Source organism: Nocardia amamiensis, assembly GCF_015477605.1.
Lineage (GTDB): Bacteria > Actinomycetota > Actinomycetes > Mycobacteriales > Mycobacteriaceae > Nocardia > Nocardia amamiensis_A.
In genome coordinates, this window is the sequence record NZ_JADLQX010000009.1 from 1 (window position 1) to 15,762 (window position 15,762).

The 15,762-nt window shown below is 66.4% G+C and carries 17 protein-coding genes and 1 rRNA gene; all 18 read right to left on the reverse strand.

Annotated features, from left to right (window positions below):
- Positions 1 to 121, reverse strand: a 16S ribosomal RNA gene (locus IU459_RS13885); the annotation flags it as partial.
- 504 nt (positions 122 to 625) lie between these two features.
- Positions 626 to 1,885, reverse strand: coding sequence for a UDP-N-acetylglucosamine 1-carboxyvinyltransferase (gene murA / locus IU459_RS13890; protein WP_195129935.1), 1,260 nt, complete (start codon positions 1,883 to 1,885; stop codon positions 626 to 628).
- A gap of 216 nt (positions 1,886 to 2,101) precedes the next feature.
- The gene (locus tag IU459_RS13895) at positions 2,102 to 2,683 is read right to left on the reverse strand and encodes a cob(I)yrinic acid a,c-diamide adenosyltransferase (RefSeq protein ID WP_195129936.1); all 582 of its coding nucleotides are present in this window, start codon (positions 2,681 to 2,683) and stop codon (positions 2,102 to 2,104) included.
- A 156-nt stretch (positions 2,684 to 2,839) separates the two neighbouring features.
- Positions 2,840 to 3,262, reverse strand: coding sequence for a DUF2550 domain-containing protein (locus IU459_RS13900; RefSeq protein ID WP_067479060.1), 423 nt, complete (start codon positions 3,260 to 3,262; stop codon positions 2,840 to 2,842).
- 194 nt (positions 3,263 to 3,456) lie between these two features.
- Positions 3,457 to 3,834, reverse strand: a complete 378-nt coding sequence (locus IU459_RS13905; protein ID WP_195129937.1) for a F0F1 ATP synthase subunit epsilon — start codon at positions 3,832 to 3,834, stop codon at positions 3,457 to 3,459.
- 6 nt (positions 3,835 to 3,840) lie between these two features.
- Positions 3,841 to 5,289, reverse strand: a complete 1,449-nt coding sequence (gene atpD / locus IU459_RS13910; RefSeq protein ID WP_195129938.1) for a F0F1 ATP synthase subunit beta — start codon at positions 5,287 to 5,289, stop codon at positions 3,841 to 3,843.
- 48 nt (positions 5,290 to 5,337) lie between these two features.
- A complete protein-coding gene (locus IU459_RS13915) occupies positions 5,338 to 6,309 on the reverse strand; it encodes a F0F1 ATP synthase subunit gamma (RefSeq protein WP_195129939.1) in 972 nt (323 codons plus the stop codon).
- Positions 6,310 to 6,364: 55 nt separating this feature from the next.
- Positions 6,365 to 8,002, reverse strand: a complete 1,638-nt coding sequence (gene atpA, locus IU459_RS13920) for a F0F1 ATP synthase subunit alpha (protein ID WP_195129940.1) — start codon at positions 8,000 to 8,002, stop codon at positions 6,365 to 6,367.
- A gap of 54 nt (positions 8,003 to 8,056) precedes the next feature.
- Complete coding sequence (locus tag IU459_RS13925) at positions 8,057 to 8,866, reverse strand: F0F1 ATP synthase subunit delta (protein ID WP_195129941.1); 810 nt, start codon at positions 8,864 to 8,866, stop codon at positions 8,057 to 8,059.
- Positions 8,867 to 8,885: 19 nt separating this feature from the next.
- A complete protein-coding gene (locus tag IU459_RS13930; RefSeq protein WP_195129942.1) occupies positions 8,886 to 9,446 on the reverse strand; it encodes a F0F1 ATP synthase subunit B in 561 nt (186 codons plus the stop codon).
- Positions 9,447 to 9,451: 5 nt separating this feature from the next.
- Positions 9,452 to 9,700: an ATP synthase F0 subunit C gene (locus IU459_RS13935; protein WP_039796339.1), complete on the reverse strand. Its 249-nt coding sequence runs from the start codon at positions 9,698 to 9,700 to the stop codon at positions 9,452 to 9,454.
- A gap of 78 nt (positions 9,701 to 9,778) precedes the next feature.
- Positions 9,779 to 10,627, reverse strand: coding sequence for a F0F1 ATP synthase subunit A (atpB, locus tag IU459_RS13940; RefSeq protein ID WP_228837904.1), 849 nt, complete (start codon positions 10,625 to 10,627; stop codon positions 9,779 to 9,781).
- A 258-nt stretch (positions 10,628 to 10,885) separates the two neighbouring features.
- Positions 10,886 to 11,338: a hypothetical protein gene (locus IU459_RS13945; RefSeq protein WP_195129943.1), complete on the reverse strand. Its 453-nt coding sequence runs from the start codon at positions 11,336 to 11,338 to the stop codon at positions 10,886 to 10,888.
- A gap of 11 nt (positions 11,339 to 11,349) precedes the next feature.
- Positions 11,350 to 12,507, reverse strand: a complete 1,158-nt coding sequence (locus tag IU459_RS13950; RefSeq protein WP_195129944.1) for a glycosyltransferase family 4 protein — start codon at positions 12,505 to 12,507, stop codon at positions 11,350 to 11,352.
- Positions 12,504 to 13,175, reverse strand: a complete 672-nt coding sequence (locus tag IU459_RS13955) for an L-threonylcarbamoyladenylate synthase (protein WP_195129945.1) — start codon at positions 13,173 to 13,175, stop codon at positions 12,504 to 12,506. The genes IU459_RS13950 and IU459_RS13955 overlap by 4 nt, the downstream gene beginning before the upstream one ends.
- A 70-nt stretch (positions 13,176 to 13,245) precedes the next feature.
- Positions 13,246 to 14,124 carry a peptide chain release factor N(5)-glutamine methyltransferase gene (prmC, locus tag IU459_RS13960; RefSeq protein ID WP_195129946.1) on the reverse strand — a complete coding sequence of 293 codons (879 nt, stop codon included), beginning with the start codon at positions 14,122 to 14,124 and terminating at the stop codon, positions 13,246 to 13,248.
- Positions 14,125 to 14,149: 25 nt separating this feature from the next.
- Positions 14,150 to 15,220, reverse strand: a complete 1,071-nt coding sequence (prfA, locus tag IU459_RS13965; RefSeq protein WP_195129947.1) for a peptide chain release factor 1 — start codon at positions 15,218 to 15,220, stop codon at positions 14,150 to 14,152.
- Between the two features lie 81 nt (positions 15,221 to 15,301).
- Positions 15,302 to 15,532 (reverse strand): 50S ribosomal protein L31, encoded by a 231-nt coding sequence (gene rpmE, locus IU459_RS13970; RefSeq protein WP_039796334.1) that lies wholly within the window; start codon positions 15,530 to 15,532, stop codon positions 15,302 to 15,304.
- Positions 15,533 to 15,762 lie beyond the last annotated feature (230 nt).

Here is a 15,762-nt window from a genome sequence, read left to right on the forward strand (position 1 = left end):
TCACCCACGTGTTACTCACCCGTTCGCCGCTCGTGTACCCCGAAGGGCCTTACCGCTCGACTTGCATGTGTTAAGCACGCCGCCAGCGTTCGTCCTGAGCCAGGATCAAACTCTCCGTTGAAGACTCTCGAAACACCCCACAGGGTGAATCAGAAATATCTAACTAGAGTCCGAAAACCCAGCAAAACAATCGCCAGCCGGAAAATTAGCTGACAAAAAATGCCCGACCCTCCACACGGGGAGCGGAAGGCCGGAACCAAAAATATTTGGCACTGACATTCATCGACACACTATTGAGTTCTCAAAGAACACACGCACACACCGTCGCCCGGTTCGAGCCGATTGATCGGTGAAGCAACTTTTCCAGCTTAGCTCAGCCTCGAACCGCGTTGCAAACAAGGTTCTCGTTCGAGCTAGTGTGATCGTCAGGCGCTCCTCGTCCTACCTCGTTTCCCAGTCCTCTAGCTCAGCGTTTCCGCTCAGCTTCTCGGCTCCGGGTCGGTGTCCGTGTCGCTCTGACTTGGACAAAGTTACGTGTCTGCGTGCACGATGTCAAATCCCCTGGTCAGGAAGCGTTTTCAAGGAAACGTTCGGAAGGCGTGGACAACCGGGATCGAATCGGCGATCAATCCGCGGCGCCGACGCGCGCTACCGCACCCCCCAGCGCCTGCAGCTGCTCGACGAAATTCGGATAACCGCGATCGATGTGGAAGACGTCGTGCACTTCGGTGGTCCCGTCGGCGACCAAGCCGGCGAGGACCAATCCGGCACCCGCCCGAATATCGGACGACCACACCGGAGCACTCGACAACCGGGGAATGCCGCGCACCACGGCGTGGTGTCCATCGGTGCGGGCGTCGGCGCCGAGCCGGATCATCTCCTCCACGAAACGGAAACGCGCTTCGAAGATGTTCTCGGTGATCATCGAGGTCCCGTCGGCGATGGACGCGAGCCCGATGGCCATCGGCTGCAGGTCGGTCGGGAAGCCGGGGAACGGCAGGGTCGAGAAGTTCACCGCGCGAGGGCGCTCGGCCTGCACCACGCGGAAGCCCTCCTGCTCGAACGAGATCCGCGCACCCGCGGAACGCAGCTTGTCCAGCACCAGTGACAGGTGCTTCGGGTTCACTCCGGTGACGCGGATGTCTCCCAGGGTCATCGCGGCGGCGATACCCCAGGTCGCGGCCACGATGCGGTCGCCGATGACGCGGTGGGTGGTGGGCGAGAGCCGCTCGACGCCCTGGATGGTGAGCACCGAGGTGCCCGCCCCGCTGATCCGCGCGCCCATCCGGACCAGCATGTTGCACAGGTCGACGATGTCCGGCTCGCGCGCGGCGTTGTCGATCACTGTCTCGCCCTCGGCGAGCACCGCCGCCATGAGGATGTTCTCGGTCGCGCCGACAGAGGGGAAGTCGAGGCGGATCCTGGCGCCCTGCAGTTCGTCGGCCTTCGCCACCACGCAGCCGTGTTCGATCTCGCTGGTCGCGCCGAGCAGACGCAGGCCGGCCTGATGCATATCGAGCGGACGCGAGCCGATCGCGTCACCACCGGGCAGGGCGACGACCGCACGCTTGCACCGAGCCATCAGCGGACCGAGCACACACACCGACGCGCGGAACTGGGTCACGGCGGGGAAGTCCGCGTGGTACTTCGGCTCGGCGGGCGTGGTGATGGTGACCGCCCCACCGTCGATGGTCACGTCGCAACCGAGGCCGCGCAGCACATCGGCCATCAACGGCACGTCGAGGATGTCCGGGCAGTTGGTGATCGTGGTGGTGCCCTCGGCCAGCAACGCAGCGGCCATCAGCTTGAGGACGCTGTTCTTGGCGCCTCCCACCGTGACCTCACCGACGAGTCGATTCCCGCCGGTAACCAAAAACCGTTCCATGCCGCCTCTCCGCGTATTCGGCGCACTGTTGGTGCAAGGATAGTTGCGGCGACCGACTACGGTGCCACCTCTCCGCGACTCCCCCTCGCGTCTGGCCGTTTTTGCCGTACGAGCGGGTGCCGCGCGCTGGGTTTGCGCGGCCGACGGTGTGGTCGGCGTCGTGGTCCTGGCATACCCGGTGGTTACTCGCGTACTCGCATGTTCTCGCCGACGCGATCAGGCGCTCGGCAGGTCCCCACCGGGCTTCCACAGGATATCGCCGCCGGGATTGGCCACCCGGCTCAGGATGAACAACAGGTCCGAGAGGCGGTTGAGGTATTTGGCGGGCAGGACGTTGGTGTCCTCCGGATACGCCTCGATCGCGGCCCACGCGGAGCGTTCCGCGCGGCGCGCAACGGTGCGGGCGGTGTGCAGCAGGGCTGCCAGCGGTGTGCCACCGGGCAGGATGAACGAATTCAGAGCGGGCAACTCCGCGTTGAATTCATCGCACCACGCTTCCAGCCGGTCGACGTAGGACTGGGTGACACGCAGCGGCGGGTACTTCGGCTCCGCGACCACCGGGGTGGAGAGATCGGCGCCGGCGTCGAACAAGTCGTTCTGAATGCGCCGCAGCACCGCGAGCATCGTCTCCTCGGGCTGCCCGAGTGCGATCGCCACGCCGATGGCGGCGTTCGTCTCGTCGCAGTCGGCGTAGGCGACCAGGCGCGGGTCGTTCTTGGCGACCCGGGAGAAGTCGCTCAATCCCGTGGTCCCGTCATCGCCGGTCCGGGTATAGATCCGCGTCAAGTGCACACTCACAGCACAACCCTAATGGGCGCAGGCAGGCGAAGTCCGCCACCGGCCCGCGGTCAGGTCCAGCGGAGACTGGAGGCAGGCGCTCATGCGCCAGGTCCAGCGAAGGCGAGGCAGCCGCACATGTGCCGGCCGGGCGAAGGTTGAGCAGCCGCGTGTGTTCTACAGACCCGGCATCCGTCGAGTGCGGTCCGAAGGACGGGACTCGACCCAGGAAAGAAAGGCGGTCAAGGAGTCGCGATCCAGTGCCAACTCGAAGCCGCCCGCCCGATCCGACACCGCGATCACGGCGATGTCGTCGGTCATGATGTCGTATTCGTCACCGCGCGGGCCGCGGCGATCACCGATCTCGATGCCTTGGCGCCGAATCATGGAATCCGGGCCCAGTTTGAGGCTGGTGAGCTTGAAGAATACGAGCCGGTCCTCGTCGTACCGGATCAATCCGTGCCGCCAACCCTGACCACCGCGGGCGGGTAGGACGCGCAGAATCGCGGCAGTTCCGCCGCGGCGCAACATGATCAGGCGATAGGTCGAGGCCAGTGCGAGGAACACGAGCATGAGCACCAGAATGATCAGCAGAACCATCCCGGTTTGCAATGCCGTTCGTCCCTTCGCTCCGCCGCCGTGTCGTCGACACGGTATTCGATGTGCGGTCATTCAACCACGGCCCTGAGTTTACAAATGGCCCGGCCGTGTCCGACTCGCCTACAAAGACGCTGTCGGCGGTGAAGAGTGTCTTCACCGCCGACAGCCGTCGTTGCGCAATGACAGGTTGTTGCTTACGCGTTCGAGGTCTGCTCGACCGCGCGCACCCGGGCCTGAGCAGCCTTCTGCTGCTCTTCACTGGCCTCCGTGTCGGCCAGCACCCGGCGAGCCGCCTCGACGTCCACCTCGTCGGCGAACTCCGCCGATTCGGCCAGTACCCGAACCGAGTTCGCGGTCACCGAGAAGAAGCCGCCGTGCACCGCCGCGACGATGCGCTCGCCCTCGGTGGACACGATGTTCACGGTGCCGCCCTCGACCAGCTGGCCGAGCAGCGGCTCATGCCCGGGCATGATGCCGATCTGGCCCTCGGTGGTCTGCGCGCTGACGAACGACGCCTGACCGGACCAGAGCAGCCGTTCGACCGCGACGAGATCGACTGACATTTCCGCCATCCGTGACTACTTTCCGGCGATCTTCTTCGCGGCCGCCTCGACGTCGTCGAGACCACCGCAGCTGTTGAACGCCTGCTCCGGGAAGTGGTCGAACTCGCCCTTGCAGACCCGGTCGAAGTCGTCGATGGTCTGCTCCAGCGGCACGACCGAACCAACCTGACCGGTGAACTTCTCGGCCACGATGAAGTTCTGGCCGAGGAACTTCTCCAGACGGCGGGCCCGGCCGACGAGGACCTTGTCCTCTTCGGAGAGCTCGTCCATACCGAGGATGGCGATGATGTCCTGCAGCTCCTTGTACTTCTGCAGGATCCGCTTCACCTCGTTGGCCACCGCGAAGTGCCGGTCACCGACGATCGCGGCCTCCAGGATGCGGGAGGTCGAGGTCAGCGGGTCGACGGCGGGGTAGATGCCCTTCTGCGAGATCGGGCGGGAGAGCTCGGTCGTCGCGTCCAAGTGGGCGAAGGTGGTGGCGGGCGCCGGGTCGGTGTAGTCGTCGGCGGGCACGTAGATGGCCTGCAGCGAGGTGATGGACCGACCGCGGGTCGAGGTGATGCGCTCCTGCAGCTCACCCATCTCGTCGGCCAGCGTCGGCTGGTAACCGACGGCCGAGGGCATGCGGCCGAGCAGGGTGGACACCTCGGAACCGGCCTGGGTGAACCGGAAGATGTTGTCGATGAACAGCAGCACGTCCTGGTGCTGCACGTCGCGGAAGTACTCGGCCATGGTCAGAGCCGAGAGGGCGACGCGCATACGGGTGCCCGGCGGCTCGTCCATCTGGCCGAAGACCAGGGCGGTGTCCTGGAGGACGCCCATCTCTTCCATTTCCAGATGCAGGTCGGTGCCTTCACGGGTGCGCTCACCGACACCCGCGAACACCGAGGTACCGGAGAACTCCCGCGCGATACGGGTGATCATCTCCTGGATCAGCACGGTCTTGCCGACGCCGGCGCCACCGAACAGGCCGATCTTGCCACCCTTCACGTACGGGGTGAGCAGGTCGATGACCTTGATGCCCGTCTCCAGGATCTCGGTCTTGCCCTCGAGCTGGTCGAACGACGGCGGCTTCCGGTGGATGCCCCACTGCTCGCCGTCGCGGCCGGTGCCCGGCGCGTCCAGGCAGTCGCCCAGTGCGTTGAAAACGTGGCCCTTGACCACGTCGCCGACCGGAACCGAGATCGGCTTGCCGGTGTCGGTGACGGTGGCGCCACGGACCAGGCCGTCGGTCGGCTGCATCGAGATGGTGCGCACGATGTTGTCGCCGAGGTGCTGGGCGACCTCGAGGGTCAGGGTCTTGGCCACCGAGGTCAGCGCGATCTCGGCGTGCAGAGCGTTGAACAGCTCAGGGATGGCTCCGCGGGGGAATTCGACGTCCACGACGGGGCCGATGACCCGGGCGACGCGGCCCGTGGCGGCGCCGGTCCGGCTCGTGTCTTCTCGGGTGACAGCTGCGGTCATTGGTGTTGGTTCTCTCCGTGTCGATAGGCGGCCCTCGGGCCGCGGCGCTTAGTCGCGGTCCGAGCTCGCCGCCAGCGCGTTCACGCCGCCGACGATTTCGCTGATTTCCTGCGTGATCTGGGCCTGACGTACCGAGTTCGCCTCGCGCTGAAGCACGCTCGCGAGTTCGTTGGCGTTGTCGGTGGCGGCCTTCATTGCGGTGCGCCGAGCCGCGGACTCGGATGCCGCTGCCTCGAGCAACGACGCGTAGACACGCGTGTTGATGTACTTCGGCAGCAGCGCCGCCAGCAGCACATCGGCGTCGGGCTCGAACTCGTACTGCGCGTGGACCTCCGCGGTCGGGGAATCCGACACGATGTCTTCGCCGATGTCGAAGTTCTCGTCGATGTAGCTCACCTGGATCGGCGCCAGCCGGCGCACCTCCGGGGTCTGGCTGAGCATCGACACGAAGCGGGTGTACACGATGTGCAGTTCGTCCACTCCGGCGATGTCGCCCGTCCCGTGCGGGTGGGGAACCTCGCCGTCGGCCCCGGCCATGAACGCATCCACCAGGTGGTGGCAGGCGGCCGACGCATCGGTGTACTTCGGCTGCTGCGAGAACCCGGTCCAGGCGGACACGAACGGGCGGTTGCGGAAGGTGTAGTACGTCAGGCCCTTGTTGCCCATGACGTAGAGCACCGGTTCCTTGCCCTCGTCGCGCAGGGTGGTCATCAGCTCCTCGGCGCGCTTGAGCACGTTCGAGTTGTAACCACCGCACATACCGCTGTCACTGGTGATCACCAGCACCGCCGCACGACGCGGGTTGGGGCGCTCGGTGAGCAGCGGGTGCGACAGGTTCTTCGACGCACTCGCCAGCTCACTGAGGACCTTGGTGATCTCCTCGGCGTACGGCTTCGCGGCCGCGACCCTGGCCTGGGCCTTGGAGATGCGCGAGGTCGCGATCAGCTCTTGAGCCTTGGTGATCTTCTTGATCGAATTCACACCACGAATGCGGGAGCGCAATTCACGCAAGCTTGCCATCAGCGGTTCACACTCCCTTCATTCGCACGAATCGAATAGCGCATGGCAGGCTCGATTACTTCTCGACGTGCTTGCGCGTCACCGACAGCGACTCGACCTCTTCGTGGTCGAGCTCGCCCGCCTCGGCCTCGTTCACCACACGGCTGCCGTCGGAGGCGAGGAAGCCCTGCTTGAACTTGTCGGTCGCGGTCTTGATCGCCTCGGCCGCGTCGCCGTCGAGCACCTTGCCGCCCGCGATGGCCTTGAAGGCGTCCGCGGCGGTGCGGTGCAGGTCCTCCAGCAGCTCCGCGCTGAAGCGGCGGATGTCGGCGACCGGGACCGAGTCGTAGTAGCCGCCGTCGACCAGGTAGATCGAGACGATCTGGTCCTCGACCGGCACCGGCGAGTACTGGTCCTGCTTGAGCAGCTCGACCCAGCGGGCGCCGCGCTCGAGCTGCGCCAGCGACGCGGCGTCGAGATCGGAGGCGAAGGCGGAGAACGCCTCGAGCTCGCGGTACTGCGCCATTTCCAGACGCAGCGAACCGGCGACCTTCTTCATGCCCTTGGTCTGGGCGGCGCCACCCACGCGGGACACCGAGGTACCGACGTTGATCGCCGGGCGGACACCCTTGTTGAACAGGTCGGACTCGAGGAAGACCTGGCCGTCGGTGATGGAGATTACGTTGGTCGGGATGAACGCCGAGATGTCGTTGGCCTTGGTCTCGATGATCGGCAGACCGGTCATCGAGCCAGCACCCATCTCGTCGGACAGCTTGGCGCAACGCTCCAGCAGACGGGAGTGCAGGTAGAAGACGTCACCGGGGTACGCCTCGCGGCCCGGCGGGCGACGCAGCAGCAGCGAGATCGCGCGGTAGGCCTCGGCCTGCTTGGTCAGGTCGTCGAACACGATCAGCACGTGCTTGCCCTGGTACATCCAGTGCTGGCCGATGGCCGAACCGGTGTAGGGGGCCAGCCACTTGAAGCCGGCGGAGTCGGAGGCCGGGGCGGCGACGATGGTGGTGTACTCCAGCGCGCCGTGCTGCTCCAGCGCGGCCTTCACGCCCGCGATGGTGGAACCCTTCTGGCCGATGGCGACGTAGATGCAGCGCACCTGCTTCTTGGGGTCGCCGGTCTCCCAGTTGGCCTTCTGGTTGAGGATCGCATCGATGCAGACCGCGGTCTTGCCGGTCTTGCGGTCGCCGATGATCAGCTGACGCTGGCCACGGCCGATCGCGGTCAGCGCGTCGATGGCGGTGATGCCGGTGGCCAGCGGCTCTTCGACCGGCTGGCGCTCCAGCACGGTCGCCGCCTGCAGCTCCAGCACGCGCTGCTCCTCGGCCTCGATCTCGCCGAGACCGTCGATCGGCTGACCGAGCGGGTTCACCACGCGGCCGAGGAACTTGTCGCCGACCGGAACCGAGAGCACGTCACCGGTCCGGCGGACCTCGTGGCCTTCCTCGATCTCGGCGAACTCGCCGAGGATGACCGCACCGATCTCGCGGTCCTCGAGGTTCAGCGCCACGCCGAGCACGCCGCCCGGGAACTCGAGCAGCTCGTTGGCCATCGCCGAAGGCAGGCCGCTGACGTGCGCGATGCCGTCACTGGCGTCGGTGACCACACCGACTTCTTCGATGGAGGTCTTGGGGGTGTAGCTCTGGGTGTAGCTCTCGATCGCGCTACGGATCTCGTCGGAGGAGATCGTCAGCTCCGCCATGTTCTTCCTGCTCTCGCTGTCTGGGTCTGGAATGTCGGGGGTGGTGGGAGCGCGCTAGGTCAGGGCCCGGCGCAGCTTTTCCAGTCGGCCGAGGGCGCTGCCGTCGATCACGTCGTCACCGACGCGCACGACGAGCCCGCTCAGCAAACTCGGGTCGACCTGGACGTGCACCGTGATCGCCGTGCCGTAGATACGGCCCAGCGAGGTGGCCAGCCGGTCCCGCTGCTGGTCGGTGAGCGCGATCGCGGCGCGCACGTGCGCGACGATCTGCTCGCGGCGACCCGCCGCCAAGTCGGACAGCTCGTCGAAGGCCGCGCCGAGGCTCGTCCGCTGCCTGGCCACCACCTGCTCCGCCAGGGTCAGCGTGATCGGCTCGGTCTTGTCCGCCAGCAGACGGGCGACCAGCTCGCGCTTGGCCGAAGCCGGCTTCGCGCGATCCGACAGAGCCTGCTCCAGGTCGGGGTTGTCGCTGATGATCCGGCCGAGCCGGAACAGCTCGTCCTCGACCGCGTCGATCCGGCCGCGCTGCGCCGCCGACTCCAGCAACGCCTCCTGGCCGAGCAGCACCAGGGTGTCGACCAGGTCCGCCGTGCGCGACCAGTCCTGGGCCACCGCGGTGGTCAGCACCGCCAGGGTGGCAGCGCTGACCTTGCCGCCGAAGACCCGCTCGCAGAGTTCCGCGCGCGCGGAACCCGGCACCGACACGTCCGCGAGCGCCACACGCAGCGAACGCTGGTCGTCCAGCACGGCGACAACGGCGAACAGTTCCGAGCCCGTCGTGGCCGCAGCCGTGTCGCTTCCGGTCAGAGCGGCCCGAAGCGCCTCCCGGGACCGGGCGCTTGCCTCGCGGCTCGCTGCGTACATGCTTCTCACTTTCGCGTCGTTACCTTCCGACCCCGATGCCTGCGTCCGACTCGTCGAGCTCGTCGAGGAACCGCTCGATCGACGCCGCCTGCTTGGCCTCGTCCGACACCGACTGTCCGATGATCTTCTCGGCCAGGTCCACGGCCGTGCGGCCGACTTCGGAGCGGAGTTCGGTCAGGATCTGCTGGCGCTGGGCTTCCAGCTGGGTCTGGCCTGCCGCGATGATGCGGTCGGCTTCGGCCTGGGCATCCGAGCGCATCTGCGCGAGGATCTCCTGGCCCTGAGTGCGCGCGTCCTCCCGGATGCGGGCGGCCTCCAGCCGGGCGTCGGCCAGCTGCTGCTGGTACTGCTGCAGGGTGAGCTGAGCTTCTTCCTGCGCGGCCTCGGCACGAGCGATGCCGCCTTCGATCTTGTCGGAGCGCTCGTCGAGCGTCTTCATCAGGCGCGGAACCACGTACTTGTAGAACAGGGCCGCGATGATGACGACGCAGACGATCGACCAGACGATGTCGTACGTTTCGGGGACGAGAGGATTCACTTCCTCTCCCTCCGCCGCCGCGAGCAAAACTGACTCGTACATCGGAATCAGAAAATGAAGCCGGCGACGAGACCGATAAGGGCGAGCGCCTCGGTGAACGCGATACCGAGGAACATGTTGGTGCGGATGGTGCCCTGCAGCTCAGGCTGACGCGCGATGCCCTCGATGGCCTTGCCGACAACGATGCCGACGCCGATGCCGGGGCCGATCGCGGCGAGGCCGTAGCCGACGGCGCCGAGACCCTTGAAGGTGCTCTCGTTGGTCGCGGCTTCCTGGGCCAGGTAAGCGAGGCTCATGAGTCTTCCATTCCCTTTCTGTTGCTCACCCGCCGGTCGGCGTGGTGTAGCAGGTTTCCGGTAGTTGTGTCGGTCAGGTCAGTGATCGGCCGCGTGCTGCGCGAGCCCGATGTAAACGGCGGTCAGCAGCGCAAACACATAGGCCTGCAGGAAGATGACCAGCATCTCGAACAGCGTGAATCCGAGTCCCGCGAGCAGCGAGAACGGCGAGAACACCTTCATCCATGAGGTGGCGTCGAACAGGAAGAACCAGGTGGCGCTGAAGAACAGCACCAGCATGATGTGACCGGCCAGCATGTTGGCCATGAGTCGGACGGTCAGCGTGAACGGACGCAGGATGAAGGTGGAGACGAACTCGATCGGAATCAGCAGCACGTGCAGTGCGGGGGGAACATTCGGAACGACGATGCTGCTGCGCATGTAGTTGAAGAATCCGTACTTCTTGATACCGACGTAGTTGAACGCCAGGTACGCGATGACGGCCAACGTCAGCGGCATGCCGATGCGAGCATTCGACGAGATGTTCAACCCCGGAATGATGCCGGAGAAGTTCAGAAAGAGGACCGTGAAGAAGATCGTGGCGATCAGCGGGAAGAATCTGCGTCCCGATTCCTTGCCGAGCACCTCTTCGCAGATCTGCTCTTTGACGAAGACCAGGCCGATTTCGGCGACATTCTGCAGACCGCGCGGAACGATCTTCGGCGAACGGAACGCCAGCAGCATCACGGCGACCAGAACGGCCGACATCAGGATGCGGATCAGCATCAATCGATCGAGTTCGAACGGCGTTCCCTCGAACAGCACAGCTGGAGGGAAGAAGTCGGTAAGCGACGGCGCATGGAACTCGGCCGCCAGAGTGGTGACGCTCAGCGTTCTCTCCCGTGTTCGGGCCGCGGGTACGGTCATTCCCGCGGTTCGATCGGACATTGACGATCAATTTGGGTCGACTCAGGTCGGCTCGAAGTTCGTCAGCAGCTGTGCGGCGGTTTGGACTCCACCCGGCGTCTGTACGTGTGTCGGCGACATCGTCGACATGCAGAACCGGAACCCCTCTCGGAGCCCGGTACGGCAGTAAGCATAGCTGCCGTCATGCGGGATCCAGCGGGTGACCCCTCACTTGGTCGCTTGCTTACCAACACTTTACCAAGTGATCTACGACAGCGCGTAGGGGGTGTGCGTTTTTTGTTACTCGCGGGTATCAGACGCTTCCGTGTCGGTGGTCGTCACGTATGGAACCTTCTGGCGCAGAACGCCATACGTCTCCGCGCCGAGCACGATGACCAAGGCTCCGATGACGGTGAGGAACAGGACGACCCGGTCGTAGAAATCGAACTGATTGAGGATCGCGATGACGACCAGCGCCACCAGCATCTTGCCCACCCAGCTCACCAGCATGACCAGACCGGCCGTGGTCGGCGGCAGTTTCGCGCCGAACAGCACGACCGCCGCGGTGGTCAGAATGAAGCCCCCGCCGATCGCGGCGCCGAGCAGCGCGCCCCATACCCCCGGCATTCCCGAGACGGCGGCGCCCAGTCCGACCGCCAGGACCACCAGTACGCCCAAGCCGATCAGTCCGTAGCGCAGAGCGGACCGCAGCGGCGCGTCGGGGCCGGGAACCGGTTCGGGTGTGAAAGTCACAGCCGCCGACTTTACCCCGACGCCGATCCGTCGCCTGCCGGGTCCCTACGCCGCAGCCCCGGAATCGCGGTGATCACCAGCGCGAAAACCAGACCGCCCGCCATCATCAGGACAACCAGCCTGCGGTCCATCAGCGAGGTGCCCACCGCGCCGAACGCGAGCACACCGACCCACAAATAGATCAGCAGCACGACGCGCCGGTGCGAATGCCCGATCTGCAGCAAGCGATGATGCAAGTGCATTTTGTCGGGCGTCGAGAAACTCACGCCCGCGCGAACCCGGCGCACGATGGCGAGCAACAGGTCCAGCACCGGAATGAACATCACCGCACCCACCAGCAACAGCGGGGAAAGCAGACCGACGATGTCGCGCGGCCCGTATCCCTGCAACGGGATTCGACCCGAAGCGCCGGTGGACACCGCGGCCAGCATCAATCCGATCAGCATCGAGCCGGAGTCGCCCATGAATATGCGCGCGGGCTGGAAATTGTGCGGCAGGAATCCGAGGCATCCGCCCGCCAGCGCGGCGGCGAGCAGCGCGGGCGGGTAGGTGTCCACCGAGCCGCCCTGTTCGTTCATCAATCCCAGGCAGAACACGAAAACGGCCAGCGCGGCGATCAAGCCGAGGCCGGCGGCGAGACCGTCCAGACCGTCGACGAAGTTCATGGCGTTGACCAGGGTGACGGTGACCGCGACCGTGACCAGGCCGCCTTGCAATCCGTCCAGCACGACCGTGGTGTTGCTGAACGGGTTGTAGATGACGTACCAACCGAGCCCCATGACGGCCATCACACCCGCCGCCGTCACCTGTCCGGCGAACTTCGTGAGCGCGTCGAGTCCCCACCGGTCGTCGACGATGCCGACCGCGACGATGAGCGTGCCTGCCACCAGCACGGCGATCGGGATATTGGGCTTGTAGTCGAATCCGCTGCGCAGCGCGGGCAGTTGGTGCGCGAACAGCACCGAGGCGACCACACCGATGTAGATGCCGACGCCGCCCATCCGCGGAATCGGCTTGACGTGCACATCCCGATCGCGCGGCACGGCGACCGCGCCGAAGCCGATCGCCAGCACGCGCACCCCGCCGGTGGCCAGGAAGGTCACCACCGCGGAGATGAGCAGCACGACGAGCAGCTCCCGCAGGGGGACGACAGCGCTCGAACCCATCATCCGAGCCGCTGCGCGGCGCCACCGAGCGCCTCCGGCGACATACCGAGCACCTCGGCGATGTCGGCGACGGGCACCGCGCCCGCACGCAGGATCCGCGGTTGGTCGGCGGTCAGGTCGACGATGGTAGAGGCGACCGCGTGATCGGCGGGACCGCCGTCGAGGTACACACCGACCAGCTCACCGAGCTGCTCCTTGGCCTCGGCAGCGGTCTTCGCCGGTGGCTGACCGGACACGTTGGCGCTGGACACCGCCAGCGGGCCGACCTCACGCAACAGCTCGAGCGCGACCGGGTGCAGCGGCATCCGCAGCATCACCGTCCCACGCGTGTCACCGAGATCCCAGGCCAGCGAAGGCGCTTGCTGCACAACGAGACTCAGGCCGCCGGGCCAGAACGCCCGGATCAGCTCGCGCGCTTGCGGCCGCACCGAGAACACCAGGCCGTCGATGGTGTGCCAGGACCCGACGAGCACCGGCACCGGCATGTCCCTGCCCCGGCGCTTGGCCGCGAGCAGCGAGCTCACCGCGGTGGAATCGAACGCGTCGGCGGCCAGGCCGTACAGGGTGTCGGTGGGCAGCACGACCAGCCGTCCGGATTTCAGGGCGCTGGTCGCCGCGGACAGTCCGGCGGCGCGCGAGTCGGGATCCGCGCAGTCGTAGACGGTACTCACGGCACCCATCCTGTCACGGACGCCACTTCGCGCCTAAGTCCGGATCACTGCGAATAAGGTGATCGCAGCCTCAGGTGCGGATGGCGGCGACAAACCGCGGCTTGCCCGCCAAGTCGGGGTGTTCGACGATGTCGGTGAATTCCCCGTGCTCTGCCAGCAGAGCGGCCAGGGCTGAGCCGTTGGTGTCGTCGTGTTCGATGGCGACGCCGCCGCCCGGGCGCAGCAGACGGGTGATGTTCGGGATCATGCGGCGGATGACCGACAGACCGTCCGGGCCGCCGAACAGGGCGATCGGCGGATCGTGCTCGGCCACCTCGGGGTCGAGGCGGGCGCCTTCGGGGATGTAGGGCGGGTTGGAGACCACCACGTCCACCCGGCCGTCGAGGTTTGTGAGCAGCGTGGGGTCGGTGGCGTCGTCGGCGTAGAGCGTGATCGGTGTGTCGCCCGCCGCGATCCGGTCGTCGGCGTTGCGGCGCGCCCAGGCCAGCGCCGCTGGATCGAGCTCGATCGCGTGCACGTCGGCGTCGGGGCGCGCATGTGCGACGGCCAGGGCGAGCGCGCCCGATCCGGTGCACAGGTCGACGACGAGCGGGGCGTGATCGTGCGGCAGGGCCTCCAGCTGCGCCAGCGCCCACGCGTACAACAGCTCGGTCTCCGGGCGCGGCACGAAGACGCCGGGTCCCACCGCGAGATCGAGCGCACCCATCACGGCCGTTCCGGTCAAGTGCTGCAACGGAATCCGCTGTGCACGGCGATCGACCAGCTCGCGATACTCGGCCAGCTTGCCCGGCGGCACCAGCGGGGTCAGCGCCAGCCTGGTCCGTTCCACGCCGAGGACGTGCGCCGCCAAGTGCTCGGCGTCGGCCTGCGGACTGTGCACCCCGGCGGTCCGCAATGTCTCGATGGCGTCGTTGATGGCGGGGCGCAGCGCGACTCGGGTGGTAGACATGGCGTCGACTCTGCCCGAAACGGAATCATTCCGAAGCCATACGCGCTTCGCGATCCGCCTTACCCAGGGCATCCAGCAATGCGTCGAGGTCGCCGTCGAGCACCGCGTCGAGGTTGTGCGCCTTGAAGCCGATGCGATGGTCGGTGATCCGGTTCTCCGGGAAGTTATAGGTGCGAATCCGCTCGGAGCGGTCCACGGTGCGGATCTGGCTCGCCCGGCCCGCGGCCGCTTCCTGGTCGGCCTGCTCCTCGGCCAGCGCTTGCAGCCGCGCCGCGAGCACTTGCATGGCGCGGGCCTTGTTCTGCAACTGGGATCGCTCGTTCTGGCAGGTGACCACGATGCCGGAGGGCAGATGCGTGATGCGCACCGCGGAGTCCGTGGTGTTGACGCCCTGACCGCCCTTGCCGGAGGAGCGATAGACGTCGATCCGCAGATCGGATTCGTCGATCTGCACCTCTTCGATTTCGTCGGGTTCCGGGTAGATCAGCACGCCCGCCGCCGACGTGTGGATGCGCCCCTGCGATTCGGTCACCGGAACGCGCTGCACGCGGTGCACACCGCCTTCGAATTTGAACCGCGACCACACGCCGTCGCGCGCGGCGTCCCGGCTCTTGATCGACAACGTGGCCTCTTTGTAGCCGCCTAGATCCGACAGCGTGGCGTCGAGGATCTCGACCTTCCAGCCGTGGCGCTCCGCGTAGCGCACGTACATGCGGGCCAGGTCGGCGGCGAACAGCGCGGACTCCTCGCCGCCCTCCCCGGACTTCACCTCGAGCACGACGTCGTCGCCGTCGTGCGGGTCGCGCGGGGCGAGCAGGTCGGCGAGGGCCTGTTCCAGTTCCTCGACCTCTCGTTCCAGGCCGGGGATCTCGGCGGCGAAGGCGGCGTCGTCGGCCGCGAGTTCCTGGGCGGCGGACAGATCGTCGCGCGCCGTCTCCAGCTTGCGGTATGTGGCCATGACCGGGGCCAGCTCGGCGAACCGCTTGCCGACCCGGCGCGCGGCGCCCGCATCGTTGTGCAGCGACGGGTCGGCCAGCTGCGTCTCCAAGCCGGCGTACTCGGCCAGAACGTCATCGATCGCGGACGGTTGCGTCACGGTGCTTCCTTTTCTGGTTACCGGTCCATACAAAGCACCGACGCCCGGCCTGCGCTGCAGGACCGGGCGTCGGCGAGGAAGCTACTTGGCGTCGGCCTTCTTGCCGGCACGCTTGCCGTAGCGGGCCTCGAAGCGGGCCACGCGGCCACCGGTGTCGAGGATCTTCTGCTTGCCGGTGTAGAACGGGTGGCACTGCGAGCAGACCTCGACGGTGATGTGTCCCGACTCCTTGGTGCTGCGAGTCTGGAAGGTGTTGCCGCAACCACAGACGACGGTGGTGTCGACATACGTCGGGTGAATTCCTGCCTTCATGGATGTCCTCTCGAGATGTGGCCGCCGGGTCGCCCACGCGAATTCGCGACGAGCGTGAACCGGAACCGACTAGGCGGGAGGTCTGCTCATCTGAGCAGACGCAACGACCGTTCAGTATGCCAGAACTGCCGTTACGCTCCCAAAACGCCCCCGGCGAGTGGTTTGTTCCCGCCCTAGGTACTTCCCCCGTCGTTCGCGCCCCTGGAAATTCGGGCGCGCGAATCCGCACC

What these genes read in the sequence shown, in the direction of transcription:
- murA (WP_195129935.1), bottom strand. Translation starts at nt 1,885, where the DNA reads ATGGAACGGTTTTTGGTTACCGGCGGGAATCGACTCGTCGGTGAGGTC.
- IU459_RS13900 (WP_067479060.1), bottom strand. Translation starts at nt 3,262, where the DNA reads ATGGTTCTGCTGATCATTCTGGTGCTCATGCTCGTGTTCCTCGCACTG.
- IU459_RS13905 (WP_195129937.1), bottom strand. Translation starts at nt 3,834, where the DNA reads ATGGCGGAAATGTCAGTCGATCTCGTCGCGGTCGAACGGCTGCTCTGG.
- atpD (WP_195129938.1), bottom strand. Translation starts at nt 5,289, where the DNA reads ATGACCGCAGCTGTCACCCGAGAAGACACGAGCCGGACCGGCGCCGCC.
- IU459_RS13915 (WP_195129939.1), bottom strand. Translation starts at nt 6,309, where the DNA reads ATGGCAAGCTTGCGTGAATTGCGCTCCCGCATTCGTGGTGTGAATTCG.
- atpA (WP_195129940.1), bottom strand. Translation starts at nt 8,002, where the DNA reads ATGGCGGAGCTGACGATCTCCTCCGACGAGATCCGTAGCGCGATCGAG.
- IU459_RS13925 (WP_195129941.1), bottom strand. Translation starts at nt 8,866, where the DNA reads ATGTACGCAGCGAGCCGCGAGGCAAGCGCCCGGTCCCGGGAGGCGCTT.
- IU459_RS13930 (WP_195129942.1), bottom strand. Translation starts at nt 9,446, where the DNA reads ATGTACGAGTCAGTTTTGCTCGCGGCGGCGGAGGGAGAGGAAGTGAAT.
- IU459_RS13935 (WP_039796339.1), bottom strand. Translation starts at nt 9,700, where the DNA reads ATGAGCCTCGCTTACCTGGCCCAGGAAGCCGCGACCAACGAGAGCACC.
- atpB (WP_228837904.1), bottom strand. Translation starts at nt 10,627, where the DNA reads ATGTCCGATCGAACCGCGGGAATGACCGTACCCGCGGCCCGAACACGG.
- IU459_RS13950 (WP_195129944.1), bottom strand. Translation starts at nt 12,507, where the DNA reads ATGATGGGTTCGAGCGCTGTCGTCCCCCTGCGGGAGCTGCTCGTCGTG.
- prmC (WP_195129946.1), bottom strand. Translation starts at nt 14,124, where the DNA reads ATGTCTACCACCCGAGTCGCGCTGCGCCCCGCCATCAACGACGCCATC.
- rpmE (WP_039796334.1), bottom strand. Translation starts at nt 15,532, where the DNA reads ATGAAGGCAGGAATTCACCCGACGTATGTCGACACCACCGTCGTCTGT.